General features: G+C 43.1%; 13 protein-coding genes and 2 pseudogenes. 9 read left to right on the forward strand and 6 right to left on the reverse strand.

The features are described from left to right. Positions 1-372: 372 nt before the first annotated feature. Positions 373-1,035 carry a HEAT repeat domain-containing protein gene (locus JUI58_RS05525; RefSeq protein ID WP_204102753.1) on the reverse strand — a complete coding sequence of 221 codons (663 nt, stop codon included), beginning with the start codon at positions 1,033-1,035 and terminating at the stop codon, positions 373-375. Positions 1,036-1,266: 231 nt separating this feature from the next. On the opposite strand from JUI58_RS05525, the gene JUI58_RS05530 reads away from it, so the two are divergent. Beyond that, positions 1,267-3,924 carry a penicillin-binding protein 1A gene (locus JUI58_RS05530; protein ID WP_348539842.1) on the forward strand — a complete coding sequence of 886 codons (2,658 nt, stop codon included), beginning with the start codon at positions 1,267-1,269 and terminating at the stop codon, positions 3,922-3,924. 98 nt (positions 3,925-4,022) lie between these two features. On the opposite strand, the gene JUI58_RS05535 is transcribed toward JUI58_RS05530, so the two are convergent. Together JUI58_RS05535 and JUI58_RS05540 are read right to left on the reverse strand one after the other, a co-directional pair. Next, positions 4,023-5,963, reverse strand: coding sequence for a family 10 glycosylhydrolase (locus JUI58_RS05535; protein WP_204102754.1), 1,941 nt, complete (start codon positions 5,961-5,963; stop codon positions 4,023-4,025). A gap of 98 nt (positions 5,964-6,061) precedes the next feature. Next, positions 6,062-8,374: a bifunctional (p)ppGpp synthetase/guanosine-3',5'-bis(diphosphate) 3'-pyrophosphohydrolase gene (locus tag JUI58_RS05540; protein ID WP_204102755.1), complete on the reverse strand. Its 2,313-nt coding sequence runs from the start codon at positions 8,372-8,374 to the stop codon at positions 6,062-6,064. Between the two features lie 197 nt (positions 8,375-8,571). Between JUI58_RS05540 and patD the strand changes: the two genes are divergently transcribed. The 3 genes and pseudogenes from patD (at position 8,572) to JUI58_RS05555 (ending at position 10,131) form a co-directional block, all read left to right on the forward strand. Next, positions 8,572-8,988 carry a heterocyst frequency control protein PatD gene (patD, locus tag JUI58_RS05545; RefSeq protein ID WP_204102756.1) on the forward strand — a complete coding sequence of 139 codons (417 nt, stop codon included), beginning with the start codon at positions 8,572-8,574 and terminating at the stop codon, positions 8,986-8,988. A 41-nt stretch (positions 8,989-9,029) separates the two neighbouring features. Then, positions 9,030-9,188 (forward strand): annotated as a pseudogene (locus tag JUI58_RS05550) (Uma2 family endonuclease); the annotation flags it as partial. A gap of 25 nt (positions 9,189-9,213) precedes the next feature. After that, entirely contained in the window at positions 9,214-10,131 is a 918-nt protein-coding gene (locus JUI58_RS05555) for a polyphosphate kinase 2 family protein (protein WP_204102757.1), read from the forward strand. Between the two features lie 326 nt (positions 10,132-10,457). Here JUI58_RS05555 and JUI58_RS27615 read toward each other — a convergent pair. Then, positions 10,458-10,661 (reverse strand): annotated as a pseudogene (locus tag JUI58_RS27615) (hypothetical protein); the annotation flags it as partial. A gap of 155 nt (positions 10,662-10,816) precedes the next feature. Then, positions 10,817-11,080: a hypothetical protein gene (locus JUI58_RS05560; RefSeq protein WP_204102758.1), complete on the reverse strand. Its 264-nt coding sequence runs from the start codon at positions 11,078-11,080 to the stop codon at positions 10,817-10,819. Between JUI58_RS05560 and thrS the strand changes: the two genes are divergently transcribed. The 3 genes from thrS to JUI58_RS05575 are packed head-to-tail and all read left to right on the forward strand — an operon-like array spanning position 11,072 to position 16,514. Continuing rightward, positions 11,072-12,907 (forward strand): threonine--tRNA ligase, encoded by a 1,836-nt coding sequence (gene thrS / locus JUI58_RS05565; protein WP_204102759.1) that lies wholly within the window; start codon positions 11,072-11,074, stop codon positions 12,905-12,907. The genes JUI58_RS05560 and thrS overlap by 9 nt on opposite strands. Positions 12,908-12,915: 8 nt before the next feature. Then, complete coding sequence (locus tag JUI58_RS05570; protein ID WP_204102760.1) at positions 12,916-15,243, forward strand: CHASE2 domain-containing protein; 2,328 nt, start codon at positions 12,916-12,918, stop codon at positions 15,241-15,243. Further along, entirely contained in the window at positions 15,240-16,514 is a 1,275-nt protein-coding gene (locus JUI58_RS05575) for a glycoside hydrolase family 3 protein (RefSeq protein WP_204102761.1), read from the forward strand. Before JUI58_RS05570 ends, JUI58_RS05575 begins: the two co-directional genes overlap by 4 nt. A gap of 326 nt (positions 16,515-16,840) precedes the next feature. Here JUI58_RS05575 and JUI58_RS05580 read toward each other — a convergent pair whose 3' ends face one another. Next, positions 16,841-18,292 carry a GTP-binding protein gene (locus JUI58_RS05580; protein ID WP_204102762.1) on the reverse strand — a complete coding sequence of 484 codons (1,452 nt, stop codon included), beginning with the start codon at positions 18,290-18,292 and terminating at the stop codon, positions 16,841-16,843. Positions 18,293-18,455: 163 nt separating this feature from the next. On the opposite strand from JUI58_RS05580, the gene JUI58_RS05585 reads away from it, so the two are divergent. Both JUI58_RS05585 and JUI58_RS05590 read left to right on the forward strand, forming a co-directional pair. Then, positions 18,456-18,980: a hypothetical protein gene (locus JUI58_RS05585; protein ID WP_204102763.1), complete on the forward strand. Its 525-nt coding sequence runs from the start codon at positions 18,456-18,458 to the stop codon at positions 18,978-18,980. An 85-nt stretch (positions 18,981-19,065) separates the two neighbouring features. Then, a complete protein-coding gene (locus JUI58_RS05590; protein WP_204102764.1) occupies positions 19,066-19,857 on the forward strand; it encodes a Uma2 family endonuclease in 792 nt (263 codons plus the stop codon). Positions 19,858-20,009: the final 152 nt, after the last annotated feature.

A 20,009-nucleotide genomic window follows, 5' to 3' on the forward strand; every position in this document is an offset into this window, starting at 1 on the left:
TATGCGTACAGGGTTGTTTAATTAGATACAGTACTTGTCCTGTTAAAAATGCAATACAAAAGCATCCTAATTAAACAACTCCAAGGCGGTAACGGAATCAATATAAAGCCGTCCTATAAGGGCGGGGTTTCTACCCATTCTTCTGATGAACACACTGATTCGCTTTGCTCAGACTCCCTTGTTTGTGGCAAGGGGACTCCCGCTAACCCTATCGGGTCTAACGGGAGTCCCCTTGCCACATCTTTGATGGGATTATGGCGATGCGATCGCCATTACAGCGAACAATATACAGGGAACAAAATCTCTGGGATAAATATCGCATCCATGCACGCACCCAACCCCATCGCTTCCCCCAACAGGTCGAAACACCCCTCACTTGGGACTATCTATCGCAAATAAAGCCGCCTCGCTTACTTGAGAATGGTCATCTTTGACCAAGTATTGAAGGGCGGAAGCACTTTTCTCGCAGGGGAGGTGACGGAGGGCTTCCGCGAGGCGCTGACGCACTAACCAATCCTCTGAATCGATAAAAGAGAGAATATCATCGAGGGATTCCATTGCACCAATTTCCCCCAGGGCAGCGATCGCCGCTTGTTCCATGACAGACTCCTGGCTATAGAGGGCTTCCATCAACACTTTTCGGGCGCGGATATCCCCAATATTTCCTAAAGCAACGGCTGCACTAAAACGCACTAACCATTGGGTTTCCTCATAAAACGCACGCACGAGAGGTTCAAAAGCCCGTTTATCCTCTAAATAGCCCAACGCCCCCGCAGCATCGGCACGAATGCCATAATCGGGATCAGTTTGCAAGCATTTAACCAACATAGGATAAGATTCTTCCGTGGGCTTGACCCCCAAGGCAAATACCGCCATCGATCGCACCTGCAAAACCTTATCGTTGAGGACTTTTTTGATTAAGGGAAGGGCATCCTGGGGAGAAACTTGGCGCAACCTTACCAGGGCAAGCATTCGATCGCGAGAATCTTGACTTTCCAGTTGTAGGGCGATTTGTTCTAAGTCGGCTTGAATCATAAAATTTAGTATCCTTTAAAAATCCCTTTCCCTTTAGAGTTGGGAGCTATTCGGACAAATTATTGTCGCTTTGCTTTTGATTTTAATTATCTTATCTCCTCCTGATGACAGAATTTTCTCAAAAACTCTGCGGCAGGATCGGAAAGAACGACATACAATAGGCAAAATAAGAAACCTAAAAATTTAAAAACCTGAGTTTCCGTGTTTCCTGGCAGAGTTTGAGGAGTCGGCGTGTCAAAATTCGTTCAAAAACCCAAAAGTCAAAATGGTAAGGTAAGCCAATCGGCATCTGTCGATCCGGCTATTCCTGTTGAGGGAAAGATTTCCCTTCCCAACTTGGGAAAGGGTAAATCAAAAAATGGTAAGTCTAATGGTTCGATGCTACCTGCCGCGATCCCTGGGAATGGTGAGACAGTGAAAACTGGTAAACCAGGTAACACGGGTAACACAGAGCAGGTAAAAGCAACCGTAGCAACCCCAGAAAAGTCAGTAATTCCCAACCCCAAAGAAGAGGAGGAAACGGCAAAAGAACCCATTGCGGGCAAAAAGAAACCCTTATACCGTCGTCCTTGGTTGTGGGCATTGTTAGTAGTGGCAACGGGTTTGGGCAGTGGAGTCGCCTACGGCCATAAAGTTTGGCAGGAGGTAGAAGCGCAATTACCCGAGTCCGTAGAGGGAATTCTCACCTACAAACGAGCTAAAACCATGACGGTTAAAGCGGGTGATGGTAGCATACTGCAAGAAATTGGACCCCTGGCTCACGAAAAATTAGAAATGGGTAAAATCCCTAATCTAGTAGTTCAGTCCTTTATTGCCAGCGAGGATCGCCGCTTTCTCGATCATAAAGGCGTAGATTATCCTGGCATTGCCCGAGCCACTTTTGCCAACTTGCGCTCGGGACGAGTGGTAGAAGGGGGAAGTACAATTACCCAACAATTAAGCCGTATTGTCTATTTGGATAACGATAAAGAATTCTGGCGCAAAATTAAAGAAATTCGCATCGCGCAAAAAGTTGAAGGAACTTACGATAAAGAACGCATTCTCGAACGCTACTTAAATTTAGTCTATTTGGGTTCGGGGGCTTATGGGGTCGCCGATGCGGCCTGGGTTTATTTTGGTAAGTCTGTGGATAAACTCGATGTGGGAGAAGTAGCAACCCTTGCGGGTATTGCCCCGGCTCCAAGTATTTATTCTCCTCTTAAGGATGCCGATGCTGCCAAAGAACGGCGAAATATTGTCTTGGAGAGGATGCGGGATGAAGGCTATATCAGTCCAGGTCAAGCTGCTTTGGCGATCGCGGCTTCTCTCAAACTCAATCCCCAGCAACCCAAACGCCTCGATCGCAAGGTGCCTTATTTTACCGACTATGTTCAAGAACAAATTCCCAAACTTATTCCCCCAGACAAGATTGCGGAAGGAGGCTTGACTATTGAAACCACCATTAACCTGAAATGGCAACAAGCCGCAGAAGATGCTGTTGCTAAAGCTGTGGTGCGTTATGGCGAATCTCAGCAGTTTTCCCAAGCCTCCCTAACGGCGATCGACCCCCGCACCGGGGAAATAAAGGCAATGGTAGGGGGAGATGATTATTTTAATAAAGACAAAAACGGACAGTTTAACCGCGTTACCCAAGCCAAACGCCAACCGGGATCTACTTTTAAAACCTTAGTTTATTCCACGGCGATCGCGGCAGGTTTCTCCCCCTACAAGAGCCTGCGAGATGCTCCTTTGGTGGTGGATGGGTACGAACCCAAAAACTACAATAAAGGCTACCGGGGGGAAGTCTCCATGCGGGATGCGCTAACTTATTCGGTTAATATTCCCGCCGTAAAAACTTTGATTGACGTGGGTTGGAATCCTATTGTCAAACTGGCCAAGGATATGGGTATTGAATCGGAACTCAAGCCGACCTATTCCCTCGCTTTGGGTGCGTCAGAGGTGACGCTGTTGGAGTTGACCAGCGCTTATGGAACCCTCGCCAATAAAGGGCTACACCCTGAATCTCACGGCATTGCCCGCATTCTCGATCGCGAGGGAAAGGTAATCTACGAAGCCAAGGAAAAACCAAAGCAGGCGATCGATGAAGACTCAGCAGCAATTATGACTTGGATGCTGCGATCGGTGGTTGATTCCGGTACAGGAACCGCCGCTCAACTCAACCGTCCTGTGGCAGGTAAAACGGGAACATCGGATGATTACCGGGATTTATGGTTTGTCGGTTATATTCCCCAATTGGTCGCGGGAGTTTGGCTCGGAAATGATGACAATACTTCCACCAAAGGCGCAAGTAGCACTGCCGCCGCCGTTTGGCAGGATTTTATGAGTCGAGTTACTGAAGAAATTCCCGAGGAGGAATTCCCCGATCGACCTGATTTAGATGGGCGCAAGGGAATCATCGCGGCGGAACCGCTCAAACCCAAACAAAATTACTATAAATCTATTCCCCCAGATCAAAATTTAGCGGTTCAGTCTCAGCCGCGTCGCAGTCGCAGTAGCAGTCGCAGTAGTAGTAGTAGTGGTGGTAGTAGTAGCGGTAGCGGTAGCAGTCGCACTCAAACACGGCAAACACGGCAAACTACCCGTCGTGCTACACCAACCCCGACACGAACAGCAAGTCCTGCTCCACAACGCTCTTCGGCTCCTGCTCGTAATGTCAGCAAGCCAGCGAGTCCCTCAAAACCTGTAGTGCGTCGTGCGACGACTCCTTCTCGCCCTGCTCCTGCACCAGCACCTCGTCCTCAACGGGCAACGGCACCGGCACCCCGTTCTAATCCTGCTCCCGCCGCTCCCGCTCCCGCTCCCGCTCCCGTGCGTCCCACAACTCCACAAGTGAGTAAACCTGCACCTTCTGCGGCTCCTCCGTCGGTAAACAAGCCACCTAAAGAATAAACAATGAGGGAAAGAACCCCCCAACTAAATCAAAGATTATGGTTGGGGTTTCTTTCGGCGATTTCTTTCAGTTTCAAGAGGGTTTGGGGACCAAACCCCTACGGGCGATCGAATAACTCTTGAAACCCCGCTTGTCTTCTTTCGGGAGATTCATCAGTATAGTTCCATAAACTCTCATAAAAGAAGAAAGATACTCCTGCAAGATGTTCCCTTCTCACCGCATTGACTTGTTTTTTGATGCGATCGAAGGGGACAAAACGCTGTCTTAAACCGGTTAATATGCCAATTCCTACAGGAATATGATTTTTAGCTTGTTGAATGGAAGGATGAGATAAATCGCGACGAAACTTATTCAGATCGTCGCGATATAGTTGAACGATTAACTCTTCAATTAAACCCATTCTTTCCCAGGTTTGCCAGTCGAGTAAATAGTATTCTAAAGAGAATTCTTGAGGATTAGGAGATAAAGAAACAATTACATTATTTTTGGCGGCTTTAATGGCAAAAAAGAGACTTTTCATATATCCAGTAATCTTATCAGCACGCCAGCGAATCCATTCTACATCTTTGTAATCATTGGCTGGAAAATAACCGTTATGTTCCTGTCGATATAACTTTATTGTATAGTCATCGTAACCAAAATCAGAGGGATAGCCAAAGTGATCGTCAAATTGAATCCCATCAATATTATAATTGCTAACAATCTCAACAATTAAACTGGTAATAAATTGTTGAACTTCTGGATGTAAAGGGTTTAACCAGACTCTCTCGCGCACTCCACCTTCTAACCAGATATTATTACCATCGATGCGTTTAGTTAACCAGTCGGGATGTTTTCGGGCTATTTCTGAGTCTGCGGGTAACATGAATCCGAATTCAAACCAAGGAGTAACTTTCATCTTTTTCCCATGACCGATCGCGATCGCCTCTGCTAACATATCTCTTCCTTGCAAACCGGGTTCAGGATCGCGATCGCGGCCAATTTCTTGTTTCATTATTGCACTAGGATATAAAGTATATCCCCCATTCCAAACCGTCGGATAAAGAGTATTAAAATTTAAGGCTTGCAAACGAGAAATCGCGGTTTCTAGATTTTTGTGGGAAAATAAAACATCGCTGTCAATATTGGTTAGCCAAACTCCTCTTAACTCAGTATCAGAATTGCGATCAGGGTGTTTCTGAAATGAAATAGGGAGAAAAGAATCATTAGCAATCAACTTTGTTGTAGTTTCAGCAATATTTTTTTTGGTATCAAATTGCAGACTAAAATCCAGATTATTTTTTTCATTACCCTCTTCTAAAAACTCGGGTGGCAGAATAAAATTGTTTTCATTAATAACATATTGTGGTGGAACTAAACCTGAATCTCCTGAAGTCTGACATAAAAAGGCAGCTATTTCACCTCGACTCGCGAGGGAATTAGGTCTAAATTCTCGAATTTGAGGAAAGTTAACAATTAATTCATTTTCTGCTGCCGTAGCAATAATTTCTCTAGCATAAACGGGAATCTTTTCTACATCATTAAAATATCCCGATAAAATAAAATCCGCAGGTTGACTGGGTTGGTAAAGATTAAAACCCGAGGCGATCGCAATGACAACTTCAGAACGAGAAATATACTTGAGAGGGGCAAAAATGCGATCGGGATATCCCGACAGAAAGTTCGTTACAAAAGATTGATGAATGGCAGTGGTTGCCCAATATCCTTCCGGAATATCGTCAAATTCTCCTTCTAAATATCTTCTCACATCAGGAGCATTGGGAAAAGCAGCAATTAAAATATCGGCAAATTGTCCGCGAGTGACTGGTAAATTGGGTCGAAAGGTATTATCGTGAAATGTCTCCATTACCCCTTGTTTGACCATTTGTCGCACGCATTGTTGCGCCCAGTATCCTTGTATATCCGTGGGAAAATTGGGCAGGGTTTGAGAGGAAACGATCGCGGGACGCAAGGCGATCGCAATAAAGCTCAAACAAACAAGAATAATAAACCCTTTCCACTGTTTCAATCTGCGAAAAAAGTTCCCAAATAAGTTCATTTTCATTCTTTACCTTAACCCTCTTCAGCCAATAGTTAACAATTATCAGCTATCTTACATTGATAACTGATAATTAATAATTGATAATTAATAATTGTTCATTGTTCATTAATACGACGCACATCCAAAACATCACTCATTTGGCGAATTTTCTTAAAGCTGCGATCGAGTTGACTGCGATCGCGAATCTCAATTCCCAATGTAATTAAAGCTGGTTTTCCGAAACTGGTACTAACCTCCGCTTGACAGACATTAATCTCATCATCGCTTAATCGCCCCAAAACATCTCGCATCACCCCAACGCGATCGAGAGTTTCTACCTGAATGTTAACGCGATAGGTGGGAGAACAACTTTTCCCATCTAGGGTATTCCAACTCACGGGAATGAGGCGATCGCCGGCCATTTTCTCGACATTTGCACACCCTTGACGGTGAATAGAAATCCCCCGCAGTTGCGTCACAACGCCAATAATTGGTTCTCCTGGAATTGGATTGCAACAGCCTGCAATATGGTGCATTAACCCTTCTACTCCAGCAATAGGGGATTTGCTACAGGTGCTTTCTTTGGGAAAACTGCGAATCGAATCGATTGTTTCTGCTACATTTGGATTAGTATCGGGTTGAATGGGTTGAGTTATTTTAACCGCATCTCGCAAGCGATTAACCACAAGATTGAGGGTTGTTTCACCATACCCCAGGGCGGCGAGAAGGTCTTCTACCCCTTGATAATTACATCTTTCCGCAACCATTCGCATCGGTTCGGATTTTAATAAAGCCTCAAATCCCTTTTTTCCCAATTCTTTTTCTAATAATTCTCGACCTCGGGCGATATTCTCTTCCCGACGCGATCGCTTATACCATTGACGAATGCGATTTCGGGCGCTGGGAGTAGCAACAAAGTTCAACCAATCTAAAGTTGGGTGACTATTTTTACTGGTGACAATTTCGACAATATCACCATTTTGTAAAGGCGTATCCAAAACCGACCAACGCCCGTTAATTCTTGCCCCTTTCATGTGATTGCCAACTTCGGTATGAATGCGATAGGCAAAATCCACCGGAGTCGCCCCTCGTGCTAAGGAAATAACATCTCCTTGGGGCGTAAATACATAAACATCATCTTCAAATAAATTCGATTTCAGATTCTCAACATATTCTTGAGCATCGTTGAGGTCATTTTGCCATTCTAATAATTGTCGCAACCAAGTAAATTTCTCATCACCTGGAGAAGTTTGTTCTGAATTGCCACTTTCTTTATATTTCCAATGGGCGGCAATGCCATACTCGGCAATATGGTGCATTTCTAAGGTACGAATTTGTACTTCTAGAGGACGACCTTTAGCGCTGACAACCGTTGTATGTAAGGATTGATAGCGATTGGGCTTGGGTAAACCAATATAGTCTTTAAAGCGTCCTGGAATGGGTTTAAAAATATCGTGAACGACAGCTAAAGAACGATAACAACTATCTTTTGTATTGCCAATAATCCGAATCGCAGCAATATCATAAATCTCTTCAAAGGCTTTTTGCTGCCTTTTCATTTTACTATAAATGCCATAAAGATGTTTGGGTCTACCCGTTATTTCTAAAACAGAAATACCCAATTCTTGCATTCTTTCTCGTAAACTTTCGATGGTTTTTTCGATCCGATCTTCGCGATCGCTGCGACGTTCGGCAACTAATCCTTGAATTTCTCGGTATTCTTGAGGCTCAAGATATTTAAAGCATAAATCTTCCAATTCCCATTTAAAGCGACCGATGCCCAAACGATTAGCAAGAGGGGCAAAAATATCGCGGGTTTCTTGAGCAATACGTTGTTGTTTGTCGGGTTTAAGATGCTCTAAAGTTCGCATATTGTGCAGGCGATCGGCCAGTTTAACCACAATGACGCGAATATCTTCAGCCATAGCGAGAAACATTCGTCGAAAATTTTCCGCTTGACGTTCGGTTTTGCTGGAAAAATTAAAACTGGATAACTTGGTCACTCCTTCCACTAATTGGCGAACTTGGGGTCCGAATTGTGCTTCAATTTCCTCGGGAGTCACGTCGGTATCTTCGACAACATCGTGTAAAAATCCGGCTGCGATGGTAACGCTATCCCCTCCTAGATCGCGCAATAAACCTGCAACAGCGACGGGATGGGCGATATAAGGTTCCCCCGATTTGCGATACTGACCTTCATGTAGGGTATAAGCAAAGTTAAAAGCGCGACAAATGAGTGCGATATCGCGATCGCTATCTTGGGGATGGGCATAGGAAATAAGACATTCGTTTAGCCAATCGGGAAGAAGAATATCATTAGGCTTGGGATTGTAGGACTTGGAGATATGGCGATCGCTCGGTTGAGGGATATCGCTCCCTAATGGGATAGAATTAGCTGGGGAAGGATGGGTAATGGTAGGTAAATTCATAAGATTTGAGGGTTAGATGGGTTAATGGGATGATAATAGATGGCTAGTTCAAACGTTACTAGCACGAATCTAAAATAAATATGGGGGAATATTCTCGGTAAAATTTCTGAAAAAAGCGATCGCAAAAAAGTTAATACTAAAGAATACCAAGAAAGAAAATTTTTATTTACGAGAAGTTTATATTATCTCAACTAGGTATGGAAATTCAATCCCTTGATTCTCATTATGGAATTTTTCTCGAAAATCTAGAAGCCTTTAAGGTTTTTCTTGAATCTTCTCCCGAGGTGAAAAGCGCGATCGCAGAAAAATTCACAGATTTAGAACAAATGTATCGAGAAAAGATTCTGATTTTAACCGTAGAAAACGGCGATCGCAGCATTCCCACAGACATTCCAGAGAATATTCCTCAAACTATTCCTCAACACACTTCTCAATGGCAATCCCTGCATACTGAGACTCATCGAACCATGCGTTTGTTGCAGACTGATATTATTTTTTTGCAAGCCTCTCGCCAAGAGAGAACGATACAACAGCGCCAAGCCGCCTGTTTAGTTAAAATCGAGCATTTAATCGCATATTGTCAGCAAATCTTGACACAATTGCCAAAACAATAAACGCGATATAATCGAGGATATTGGCAATATTTTTCTGTCGAGGGTTTGATTCTTCGACGGGGTTTTGTTTGTCTAATGGGGCAAAGCGATCGCCTGATGCTTCTTGGATTTGTCGGGAACGTTGGGAGAGTTTAACACCAGAAGAAAGGCGCAAATTTGCCCCGATTTGCCCCGATTTTGTAGTAGAGTTATTGTCACCTAGAATTACAAATTTTGGTGAAAAACATGACAAATCAAAAATCTAATAATTTATTCCCAATCAAAAAACTTGACGATTTGATTCGTCCTTTTATTGTGCCACCAGAACGAAAAATTTCTCTTACTAAAGACTATGATCCAGGCTACAAAGCCGATCACCTCAAAAAGTCGAAAGCTAAAGGTAAATTAAAGGAAGGAATTGAGGCGTTAGCTGAATATCAGGATGTTCTCTATGCCCAAAATACTCATGCTGTGCTAATTATCTTTCAGGCTATGGATGCGGCGGGAAAAGATAGTACCATCAAGCACGTTATGTCGGGGATTAATCCTCAAGGATGTCAGGTGCATAGCTTTAAAGCGCCATCTACGCAAGAGTTAAATCATGACTATTTGTGGCGATGTTCTAAGGCTTTACCCGAAAGAGGACGAATTGGCATTTTTAATCGTTCTTATTACGAAGAAATTTTAGTAACAAGAGTGCATCCAGAAATTCTAGACCAGCGACCGCTCCCTGTTAGCATAACTGATACTGATATTTGGAAGCGCCGCTTTGAGGAAATCAACAACTTTGAGAAACATCTGGTTAATAATGGAACGATTATCCTCAAGTTTTTTCTCAATGTATCTAAAGAGGAGCAGAAAGACCGTTTTTTAGAACGGATTAATCGCCCTGAAAAGAATTGGAAATTCTCTGAAAATGATGCGAAAGAGCGTGCCTTTTGGGATGACTATATGAGTGTCTATGAGGATATGTTCAATCATACGAGTACAAAATATGCTCCTTGGTACATTATCCCCGCCGATCATAAATGGTTTACTCGTCTGGTGGTGGCGGGCATCATTTACACGCAGTTGAAGGAACTGAATCTCAAATATCCTAAGATTAGTAAAGAGCAACATCAGGCGCTTTTGAATGCGAAGACAATTCTGGAGAGTCAGAAATAAGGATGAGAATTGGTTGATAATGGGGGTGCATCTCAGTTTTGTTTGTAAAAATAGCGAGCAAGATGTTTGTCCTTTGGACACGCTACGCGAACGCACTACCCCCATTATGGTGTAGTGGGAGCGTCTCGCTCCCTAGCTCTAATTATTCGGAGCAATGTTATAAATTTGCAACTTTGAGATGCACTCGATAATGCCGATCGCTATTCCTGTGAGTCGTGATTATTAGGCGATCGCACTTAACAATTATTTATCTTTCGCGATCGCCTTATTGTTAATCCCCTTATGAGTTGGCAATGGGGCGATCGCCGAAGTTCCAGATATACTGACTAATTGTTAGATGACTTATATTTGTAACTGATTTCAAGTGCGTTGCAAAAGCTATTAAGTCGATTCAGTAAAGCATTGTAGTAGTGGTAAGCATCCTCTCGTTCGTTTTGGAGACGGGCATACAAGGTTAGCTCTGGCTCTGAGGCTAAGTGATGTCTTGGAATATCTAAACCTGCTTCGGTTAACCGAGTTGCGGCGATCGCCTAGCGATCGCCATCACTATGAGTTGTGATTATTAGGCGATCGCTTAATAATTATTGGTCTTTCGCTGTACTCGTCATCAGGCATTATAGCTGACCAGAAGTTACTCCGAAAAAATTGCTTTTGTTCAAGCAAAAATAAGGTGCGTTACATTTCATTAACGCATCCTACAAGTTAGGCGATCGCAGGAGAGTAATGTATTGCGATCGCCGATAACTTCGGCAATAAAATAATCTTGGCGAGGGAAATGAGGAGAAAGACAAGTTTGAATTAACAAATTAGGCTGAAATTCGTGAAATTCGTCAAAGACTACGGAATCATGCTGTAAAACCAAAAATTGCCGCGATCGCCAAAACCCGCTTGTCCCGATTCTCAGTATTATAGAGAGACGCAGAATTGCAATATAAAAAATATGAATCAACCGTTACCGAACGCCGAAGAACAAGAGCTAACCCCCCCCATTCGCCTGCCCCGCACCAGCGAATCAGATACCCTCAAACGCATCCGTCACACCACATCCCACGTTTTAGCGATGGCGGTACAGAAACTCTTTCCTCAAGCGCAGGTAACGATCGGTCCTTGGACGGAAACCGGATTTTACTACGACTTTGATAATCCCGAACCCTTTACCGATAAGGATCTCAAGACCATCAAGAAGGAGATGGATAAGATTATTAAGAAAAAATTCCCAGTCATGCGCGAGGAGGTCAGTCGGGAAGAGGCAAAACAACGCATCAAAGCCATTAACGAACCCTATAAACTGGAAATCCTGCGGGATATCATTAAGGGGGACTCGATTAGCTTGTACCACCTTGGCGAGGAATGGTGGGATCTCTGTGCGGGTCCTCATGTAGAAAATACCTCTGAACTAAATCCCAAGGCGATCGCCATTGAAACCGTCGCTGGTGCCTATTGGCGCGGGGATGAAAACCGAGAACAATTACAGCGCATCTACGGCACAGCCTGGGAAACCCCGGAACAATTGAAGGAATACAAGCGCCGCAAGGAAGAGGCATTGAAGCGGGATCATCGCAAATTAGGTAAGCAATTGGGCTTATTTATCTTCTCGGATGCCGTTGGACCCGGTTTGCCTCTGTGGACCCCGAAAGGGGCGATCGTGCGATCGCTATTGGAGAATTTTCTCAAGGAAGAACAGGTAAAACGCGGCTATCTGGGGGTTGTCACTCCTCACATTGCTCGCACCGACCTCTTTAAAATCTCCGGTCACTGGCAGAACTATAAAGAGGATATGTTCCCCATGATGGCAGAGGATGCAGAATCGGCGGCAATGGAACGAGGTTTCGTTCTTAAACCCATGAACTGCCCTTTTCACATCCAAATTTATAAGGATGAAATGCGTTCTTATCGGGAACTGCCCATGCGTCTCGCGGAATTCGGCACCGTTTACCGTTACGAACAGTCGGGGGAATTGGGGGGATTAACCCGAGTGCGGGGCTTTACGGTGGATGATTCTCACTTATTTGTCAGTCCCGACCAACTCGAAGCAGAATTTCTCAGTGTAGTAGATTTAATTCTCACGGTTTTTAATAGTTTGCAGTTGCAAAACTTCAAAGCGCGGCTGAGTTTCCGCGATCCAGAATCGGATAAATATATCGGTTCGGTAGAGAATTGGAACAAGGCTGAAAATGCGATTCGCAGCGCAGTAGAGCATTTAGAAATGGAGCATTTTGAGGCACCTGGAGAGGCAGCTTTTTACGGTCCTAAGCTCGATTTCATCTTCCACGATGTTCTCGAGCGAGAATGGCAACTCGGCACCGTACAGGTCGATTATAACTTACCCGATCGCTTTGAATTAGAATACGTGGCGGAGGATGGTTCTCGCCAGCGTCCAGTTATGATTCACCGCGCTCCTTTTGGCTCCTTAGAGCGACTGATTGGTATTTTAATTGAAGAGTATGCGGGAGATTTTCCCCTCTGGTTGGCTCCTGAACAACTGCGCTTGTTGTGTGTTAGCGATGAATTCTTAGATTATGCTCGAGAAGTGGTCGCCAAAATGCAGGCCGTGGGACTTCGTGCCAAAATAGATACCAGTGGGGAACGTCTCGCTAAAATGATTCGCAATGGGGAAAAACAAAAGATCCCCGTTATGGCGATCGTAGGAGCAAAAGAAGTGGAAGGCAATACTTTGAGCCTTCGCAGTCGCGCTTCGGGAGACTTGGGAACTATGTCGGTAGAAGAGGCGATCGCGAAGTTAACAACCGGCGATCGCAACAAGGAAAAACTTTGAGATAAACCATGTTATGGACTAAGTTCCGAAAACTTTTCTGGCAATGGCGAGGAGAATGGGTTGTAGCGGGGAGTGTAGCAGGATTAACTATCTTGATACGCTTAACCGGACTCCTACAACTCCTCGAATTATCTGTCTACGACCAAATGACTCGCTTGCGGCCAGCTATGGCCACTGATTCGCGGATTGTTATTGTTGGGTTTAATGAATCTGATTTACAGTCTGTCGAAGATTGGCCTTTTTCGGATGCTTTAATCGTTCAGTTATTAGAAAAAATTAAAGCACAACAACCGCGAGCGATCGGTTTAGATATTTACCGAAATTTTGTCAAGGAACCCGGCCATGAGGAATGGTTAGAATTTGCTCGATCGACTCCCAATTTAATCGGAATTCAAAAAATTGTTGGGGATGCACCGATGGAAACAACCCCTGGCGATCGCGCAGTGATTATTCCTCCTCCTCCTATTTTGGCAGAATTGGGGCGAGTGACGGCCAATGATTTGCCCTGGGATGTCGATGGAAAAATTCGGCGCGGTTTTATCTATTTATCTGACCCCGATGGCAAAACGGTTTTTAGTTTGGGGTTTAAATTAGCGTGGATGTATCTCGAAGCAGAAGGAATTTCTCCAGAAATACTGGATAAGGGAAAAATTGGGATCGGTCCAGCCATTTTTAAACGTTTCGAGGCGAATGATGGGGGATATATGCGTGCTAATAATCGCGGCTATCAAGTTTTACTGAACTATCGCGCTGCGGAAAATAGTTTTCGTTTTGTTTCCATGCAGGATGTTCTTGAAGGACGCATTGAGGAAGATTTGTTTCGCGATCGCATCGTGTTTATCGGTTCGACTGCACCCAGTCTCAAAGATTTTTTTCTCACACCTTATAGCGAACCTTTTTCCGGTTTACCCACGTTGATGACGGGGGTAGAAGTTAATGCTCAAGTGACCAGTTTTATTATCGGTGCTGCTTTGGGAGAGCGATCGCTGATTTCAACTTTACCTGAGTATTTAGAATGGCTGTGGATCTTGCTTTGGTCTGGCATTGGTGCTTTAGGTATTTCTCATTGGCGATCGGTGGATGGTCTGGCTAAATTATCAACAATTCGCACTCTGATTCGTTTTCTTGTTGCCAGCAGCGTGCTTATTTTTGGGGTTTTTGGTATCTTTTTAAACAATTGGTGGATACCCATGACTCCTGCTTTAATGACTTTAACGGGAAGCGCGATCGTGAAAATTGGGGCGACTTTGATTACAAACTTAAAACGCTCCTATCAACGCATTGAAGACTACGCACGAACCTTAGAGATTAAAGTTGCAGAACGAACGGAAGAATTGAACACTAAAAATGTACAATTGGGAGAAACAAATATACAGTTAGGAGAAACTTTAGATCAATTACAAACGGCTCAAAATCAAATGATCTCTCAAGCAAAATTAGCTTCTTTGGGGTCTTTAACCGCAGGAATTGCCCATGAAATTCGTAATCCTCTCAATTTTGTCAATAATTTTTCTGACTTGACGGTACAGTTAACCCAAGACCTTGAAGAAGAATTGGAAGCACAATCTTCTAAACTAGAAGAGGATGCGGTAGAATATATTGGGGAAATTGTTGAAGATTTTAAAGAATGCGTGAAAACCATTCATCAGAATGGTAAAAGAATTGAAAAAATTGTTGATGGAATGCTCGGTCATGCGGGGGGAGGAACGGAAAATGCGTCTCTTTCAGATGTTAATCAACTATTAAAAGAAGCAGTTCAACTAACCTATCATAATTTCCAAGAAAAAATTGCCGATTTTGATTCTAAATTAGATGTTGATTACGATCCAAATCTCAAGCCCGTGCTAGTTTTTGCCCAAAGTTTTAATACATCAATTATTAATATTTTACACAATGCTTTTGATGCGATGAAAGATCGCAAACTAGAAGGAGAATCTGATTATTTGCCGATTTTAATGGTCAAAACTGAAGAGATGGGCGATCGCGTTAAAATTACCATTCGCGATAACGGTATTGGTATTCCTCCTGACAATTTAGATAAAATTTTTGAGCCATTTTTTACCACTAAACCGACGGGAGAAGGAACGGGACTGGGTTTATCTTTAGCGCGAGAAACGATTGTTTCTCTCCATCAGGGGGAAGTGAAGGTTCGTTCTTCTCCTCAAGAATACTCAGAATTTGAAATCATTTTACCTCAAAAATCAATTTATGAAATTCAAGAAGATATGAATGGAGATTTAGAATTAGAAGAGGATGAATTAGACATTGAAGAGTTAGAATTAGAAGAGGGTGAATTAGAGAATACAGAGTTAGAATTAGAGAGTATTAAAAAATGATGATTTTTATGATAACTGCGATCGCCCAAATTCTTATCGCAATTGTTTTAATTGTTCTCTCAACTCAATTGAGAACGCCAAGTTTAGCGAGTATTCGAGACATTATTTTAGTCTTTCTTTTGTTAGGAAGTTCTCTGCTTATTCTCTCGGGATGTTTGCAACTGCGACAAAAAAACTGGAATTTGCAAAAAGGAATGGCTTTTGCGATCGCCTTCCTCGGTGTTGTTGGTTTAACGATTACTGTTGCGAATGAAGCGCAGTTTTATTGGCAAAAATACCGCGTTGTTTTAGGTGCGGAAGTAGAAAGTTTAGAGGTGTTCGGAAAACATTTTATTGTCGGTTATAAGGATATTAATGATGCTGTTAAACTGGTCGAAAAACGCGCGATCGCAGGTGTTTTTATTACAACAAGAAATATTGAAAATAAAACTTATGAGGAGATTAAAACAGAACTAGAAACATTACAGGAAATTAGGCGATCGCAAGGATTATCTCCTTTATGGATTGCCACAGATCAAGAAGGAGGAATAGTCTCTCGTTTATCCCCTCCTTTAACTTATTTACCTTCTCTCTCGGAAATAGTTGCGAAAGAAAAGAACATCGAAAACATAAAAAAAGCAGTTATCGAATACGCTTCAACTCAAGGTCGAGAATTATCAGACCTGGGAATTAATGTTAATTTTGCCCCTGTGGTAGACTTGAATAAGGGTGTTGTTAATCAGCGCGATCGCTATTCACAAATTTATCGTCGTGCGATTTCTGATGATAGTAAAATTGTTACATTAGTAGCAAAATGGTACTGCGATACCTTAGAACAATTTGATGTAAAATGCACGATTAAGCATTTTCCAGGCTTAGGAAGAGTGGAAAATGATACCCATGTTACCGATGCAGAATTGAACGCATCTGTAGAGGAATTAGAACGAGATGATTGGATTCCTTTTCGCGAGATAATGAAAAAATCTTCAGCTTGGACAATGTTAGGACACGCAAAATTAATGGCATTAGATACACAATATCCTGTTTCTTTTTCTCCTCCTGTTATTCGAGAATTAATTCGAGAAAAATGGCAATATCGCGGGATTTTAATTACTGACGATCTTTGTATGAAAGCGGTTTATGGAAGTTCAGAAGGCATTAATGGTGCAATTAAAAAGGCGTTAATTTCGGGAGTCGATCTGCTTTTAATTGCCTACGATCCCGATCTATATTATGAAGCAATGGCAAGTTTACTTCAGGGACATAGACTGCAACCAACAGGAACTCGGTAGGTATTATAGTTGATAGTTGATAGTTGATAGTTGATAGTTGATAGTTGATAGGTATTATAGTTGATAGTTGATAGTTGATAGTTGATAGTTATTATAGTTGATAGTTGATAGTTGATAGTTGATAGTTATTATAGTTGATAGTTATTATAGTTGATAGTTATTATAGTTGATAGTTGATAGTTGATAGTTGATAGTTGATAGTTGATAGTTGATAATTGATAATTGATAATTGATAATTGATAGTTGATAGTTGATAGTTGATAGTTATTATAGTTGATAGTTGATAGTTATTATAGTTGATAGTTGATAGCAATAACTTGTGAGTCTTATTGATAATTATTTGTTGATAATTTTGCTGTTAATTCTTCTTTAATTCGATTGAGAATTGAGGTTTCGTCTAAAGAATCAAGAATATTTTGTACAACTACTTTTGGACCGTCAGGACCCCAAGTTGCACCGTTAGCGAGATAGGTTTTTGTCACTTGTCCGATCGCATAACTAGAAACTCCTGCAACTCCAGCTTGGGCGATCGCGACAGAAACATAAGGGAGAAGCGATATTCCTGCGGTAACGGGGGCAGATATTCCCAATAATCCTTTAATCCCACTTAAACCCAAAGTTCCTAACAACTCGCTGGCACTAATTCCCCCCATACTCAAGGCAATTTTTTGTAATAAGCTAAAAGCGCCTTGTTGCGTCATAGGAATACCATAAAGATGAGAAAGAGAAAGAATCAAAGCAAGATCGATAATGGCTCCTGTAAACAAATCTACAACCGTAACGGGATTAAGGGCGATCGCGATCGCCTTGGTCATCACTCCTCGCATAATGGTAGCATTCGCTGCATCGTTACGAATCTCCATTTTTCGCCGCACAATTTGCTCGTTTACTTCATCAGCATAGAGCATGGTATTGAGGGCAAGCAGGGCTTTTCCTTCTCGGTGCAAAATATCTAAGATTTTTAGTTTTAAGGCTTCAACACAGGGCTTTCCTCGTCGTCTTTGTACGCTTACTTTCCCCTCTATATTCTCTACTTTTTCCGCAACTAAAGGCGAAGCTGCTACCATAACAATTTCTTCAGGGGAAAGCAATTGACGCACTCGGCGATCGCGAATAGTACGATAAATTTCCTCGCGATCGGCTTCAGGATATTGGTCAATTTTATTAAAAACTAAAATCATCGGTTTACCCGAATCGCGCAGTTGAGAAAGAGCCTCATATTCAACTTTAGCAATATCCCCAGCAATCACAAACAAAATTAAATCAACTTGTTTGGCCACCTTTTTCGCTAAGATTTCCCGCGTTTTACCATCAACTTCATCAATACCAGGAGTATCGAGTAATTGGATTTGAGAATCATTAACTCCCGCCAGAGAAAGCCGTTGCAAAGACTGCTGACTGGCTTCGATCGCCTCTTCTTCCAGTTGCCAATTTGCACTTCCTACGGTTTGCGTGACACCGTGTAGCGGTCCCACTGTAAAGGCATTTTCACCCAACAAGGCATTGAGAACCGAAGACTTTCCCCGGCCTACCATGCCAAAAGCGGCAATTTGTACTACAGATCGATCCAGTTTATCGAGCATTTTCGTGAGGCGATCGATCTCAGCTTCTAATCCATTTTGCTCTCGTGGGGTCAGATCGATCGCCTCAATTTGGTGCTGTAAGGATTCCTGTGCTTGTTTATAGTTGAGTTCAGCTTGAATTTCGCTAAAGTCGAGGAGAGTGCGATCGAGTTCATCCCGATCCCAATCAACGGCTTGATGAGAGGGAATATCCATGCAAGGAGAAGAGAAGGTATCTCCTTTTGATTGTAGTTCTCTCCCGAGACATTGGCGATCTGCAAAAAATACCGATTCTTCTATCAAGAGAGAGAGCGCTACGCTAGGATTGGAGAAAAGTTCAGAATTTTGAGTTTTGAATTTTAAATTTTAAATTTATTTTATGGCTACCCTAGAACAAGTTAAAGAATATCTTGCCTGTTGGTTTCAGTTAGGCAAGGGCATTGAGATCGCTGGAGAAGATCGGGTTTTGCGCTTCACCTCGATCCTGCACGGCGATCGCTATTCCCGCGAATTTGAAAACTGCTGGGAAAACATTCTGCGATCGCAGGGTCAAGGCTTTTCTCTGGAAGGAACTGAGCAAAGTGTAGACGAGCTTTTTTCATCCCATTGGGAGATGCAATCATGTTCTCGCTGTCAATTACCGATTCCCGTGCGAGAATTAGGTTTTCAGTCTTTATCGTGTCCCTGTGACGATATACCGGGATGGCCAAATACGGAGTTACCGACACCGCGATCGCCCATTAATAATCAATCTCATCTCGGTCGGATTTGCGATCGGGTTACAGAATCTCATCAAAATATTCCTGCTAAGTCTCCTGGATTGTCTCATACCCTCGCTGTTGAACTTGCTGCATATTACAACAATAAGCAAAAGGAGGCGAAAACGGAGGAAATGCGATCGTGAAAAAAATGTCATTAAAAAGGCTGTTAGCGATCGCAATGATAAAATCCGCTAAACTAGAACATAGTTTCTCTACTCCCTGCGTCCCATGTTAGCAACGGCGACCCCTTACGAGATTACTTGGGAATTGCTTCCCGAAGACTTTGTTCTAGATGACGAACCCGTGGATAATGTCAACCAGCCTCCCCTCGCAGCAGCCCTCACCGAGAGTTTAGAGTTAGCGGGAAAACTGCCCGATCGCGCCCTCGTTGCCACCAATTACGGCATCTGTGCCACAATGAACGGCAAAATCGCTATTAAAGCACCAGATTGGGTTTATGTCCCGCAAATTAGCGTTCCTCGCGCTCAAGTCCTCCGCAGTTATACCCCTCACCGGCAGGGAGATGCCCCCCTCATTGCCATTGAATTTCTTTCTGATACGGATGGGGGCGAATATTCCAGCAAACGCACCTATCCCCCAGGAAAATGGTTCTTTTATGAGCAAATTCTGCAAATTCCTCACTATCTCATCTTTGAACCCAATACTGGCAGATTAGAGGTGCATCGGTTGCAAAAGTCGGGAGTTTACGAACTGCGATCGCCCGAGGCAAGCGATCGCTACTGGATCGAAGAACTTGGGCTGGCGATCGGGGTTTGGCAAGGACGACGAGAAAATCGTGACAGCTACTGGTTGCGCTGGTGGGACGAGGACGGTAATTTGTTACTGTGGGGGTCTGAATTAGTCGCACGAGAACGACAAGCCACAGAACGAGAACGACAAGCCACAGAACGAGAGCGACAAGCCACAGAACGAGAGCGACAAGCTAAAGAAGCTGCTCTCAGACGCTTGGAACAACTAGAGCAACAATTACGAGAAGCAGGACTCGAACCCCCAAATTAAATGATTCAGGGCTTTCCTCAATCAATCATTGGATACCGTAGTGGGAGCATCTTGCTCCCTAGTTCTTTAATTTTAATCCCTAGTTCTTTAATTTTAATCCCTAGTTCTTTAATTTTAATCCCTAGTTCTTTAATTTTAATCCCTAGTTCTTT

The organism is Spirulina sp. CCY15215 (genome assembly GCF_016888125.1).
Taxonomy (GTDB): Bacteria; Cyanobacteriota; Cyanobacteriia; order Cyanobacteriales; family Spirulinaceae; genus CCY15215.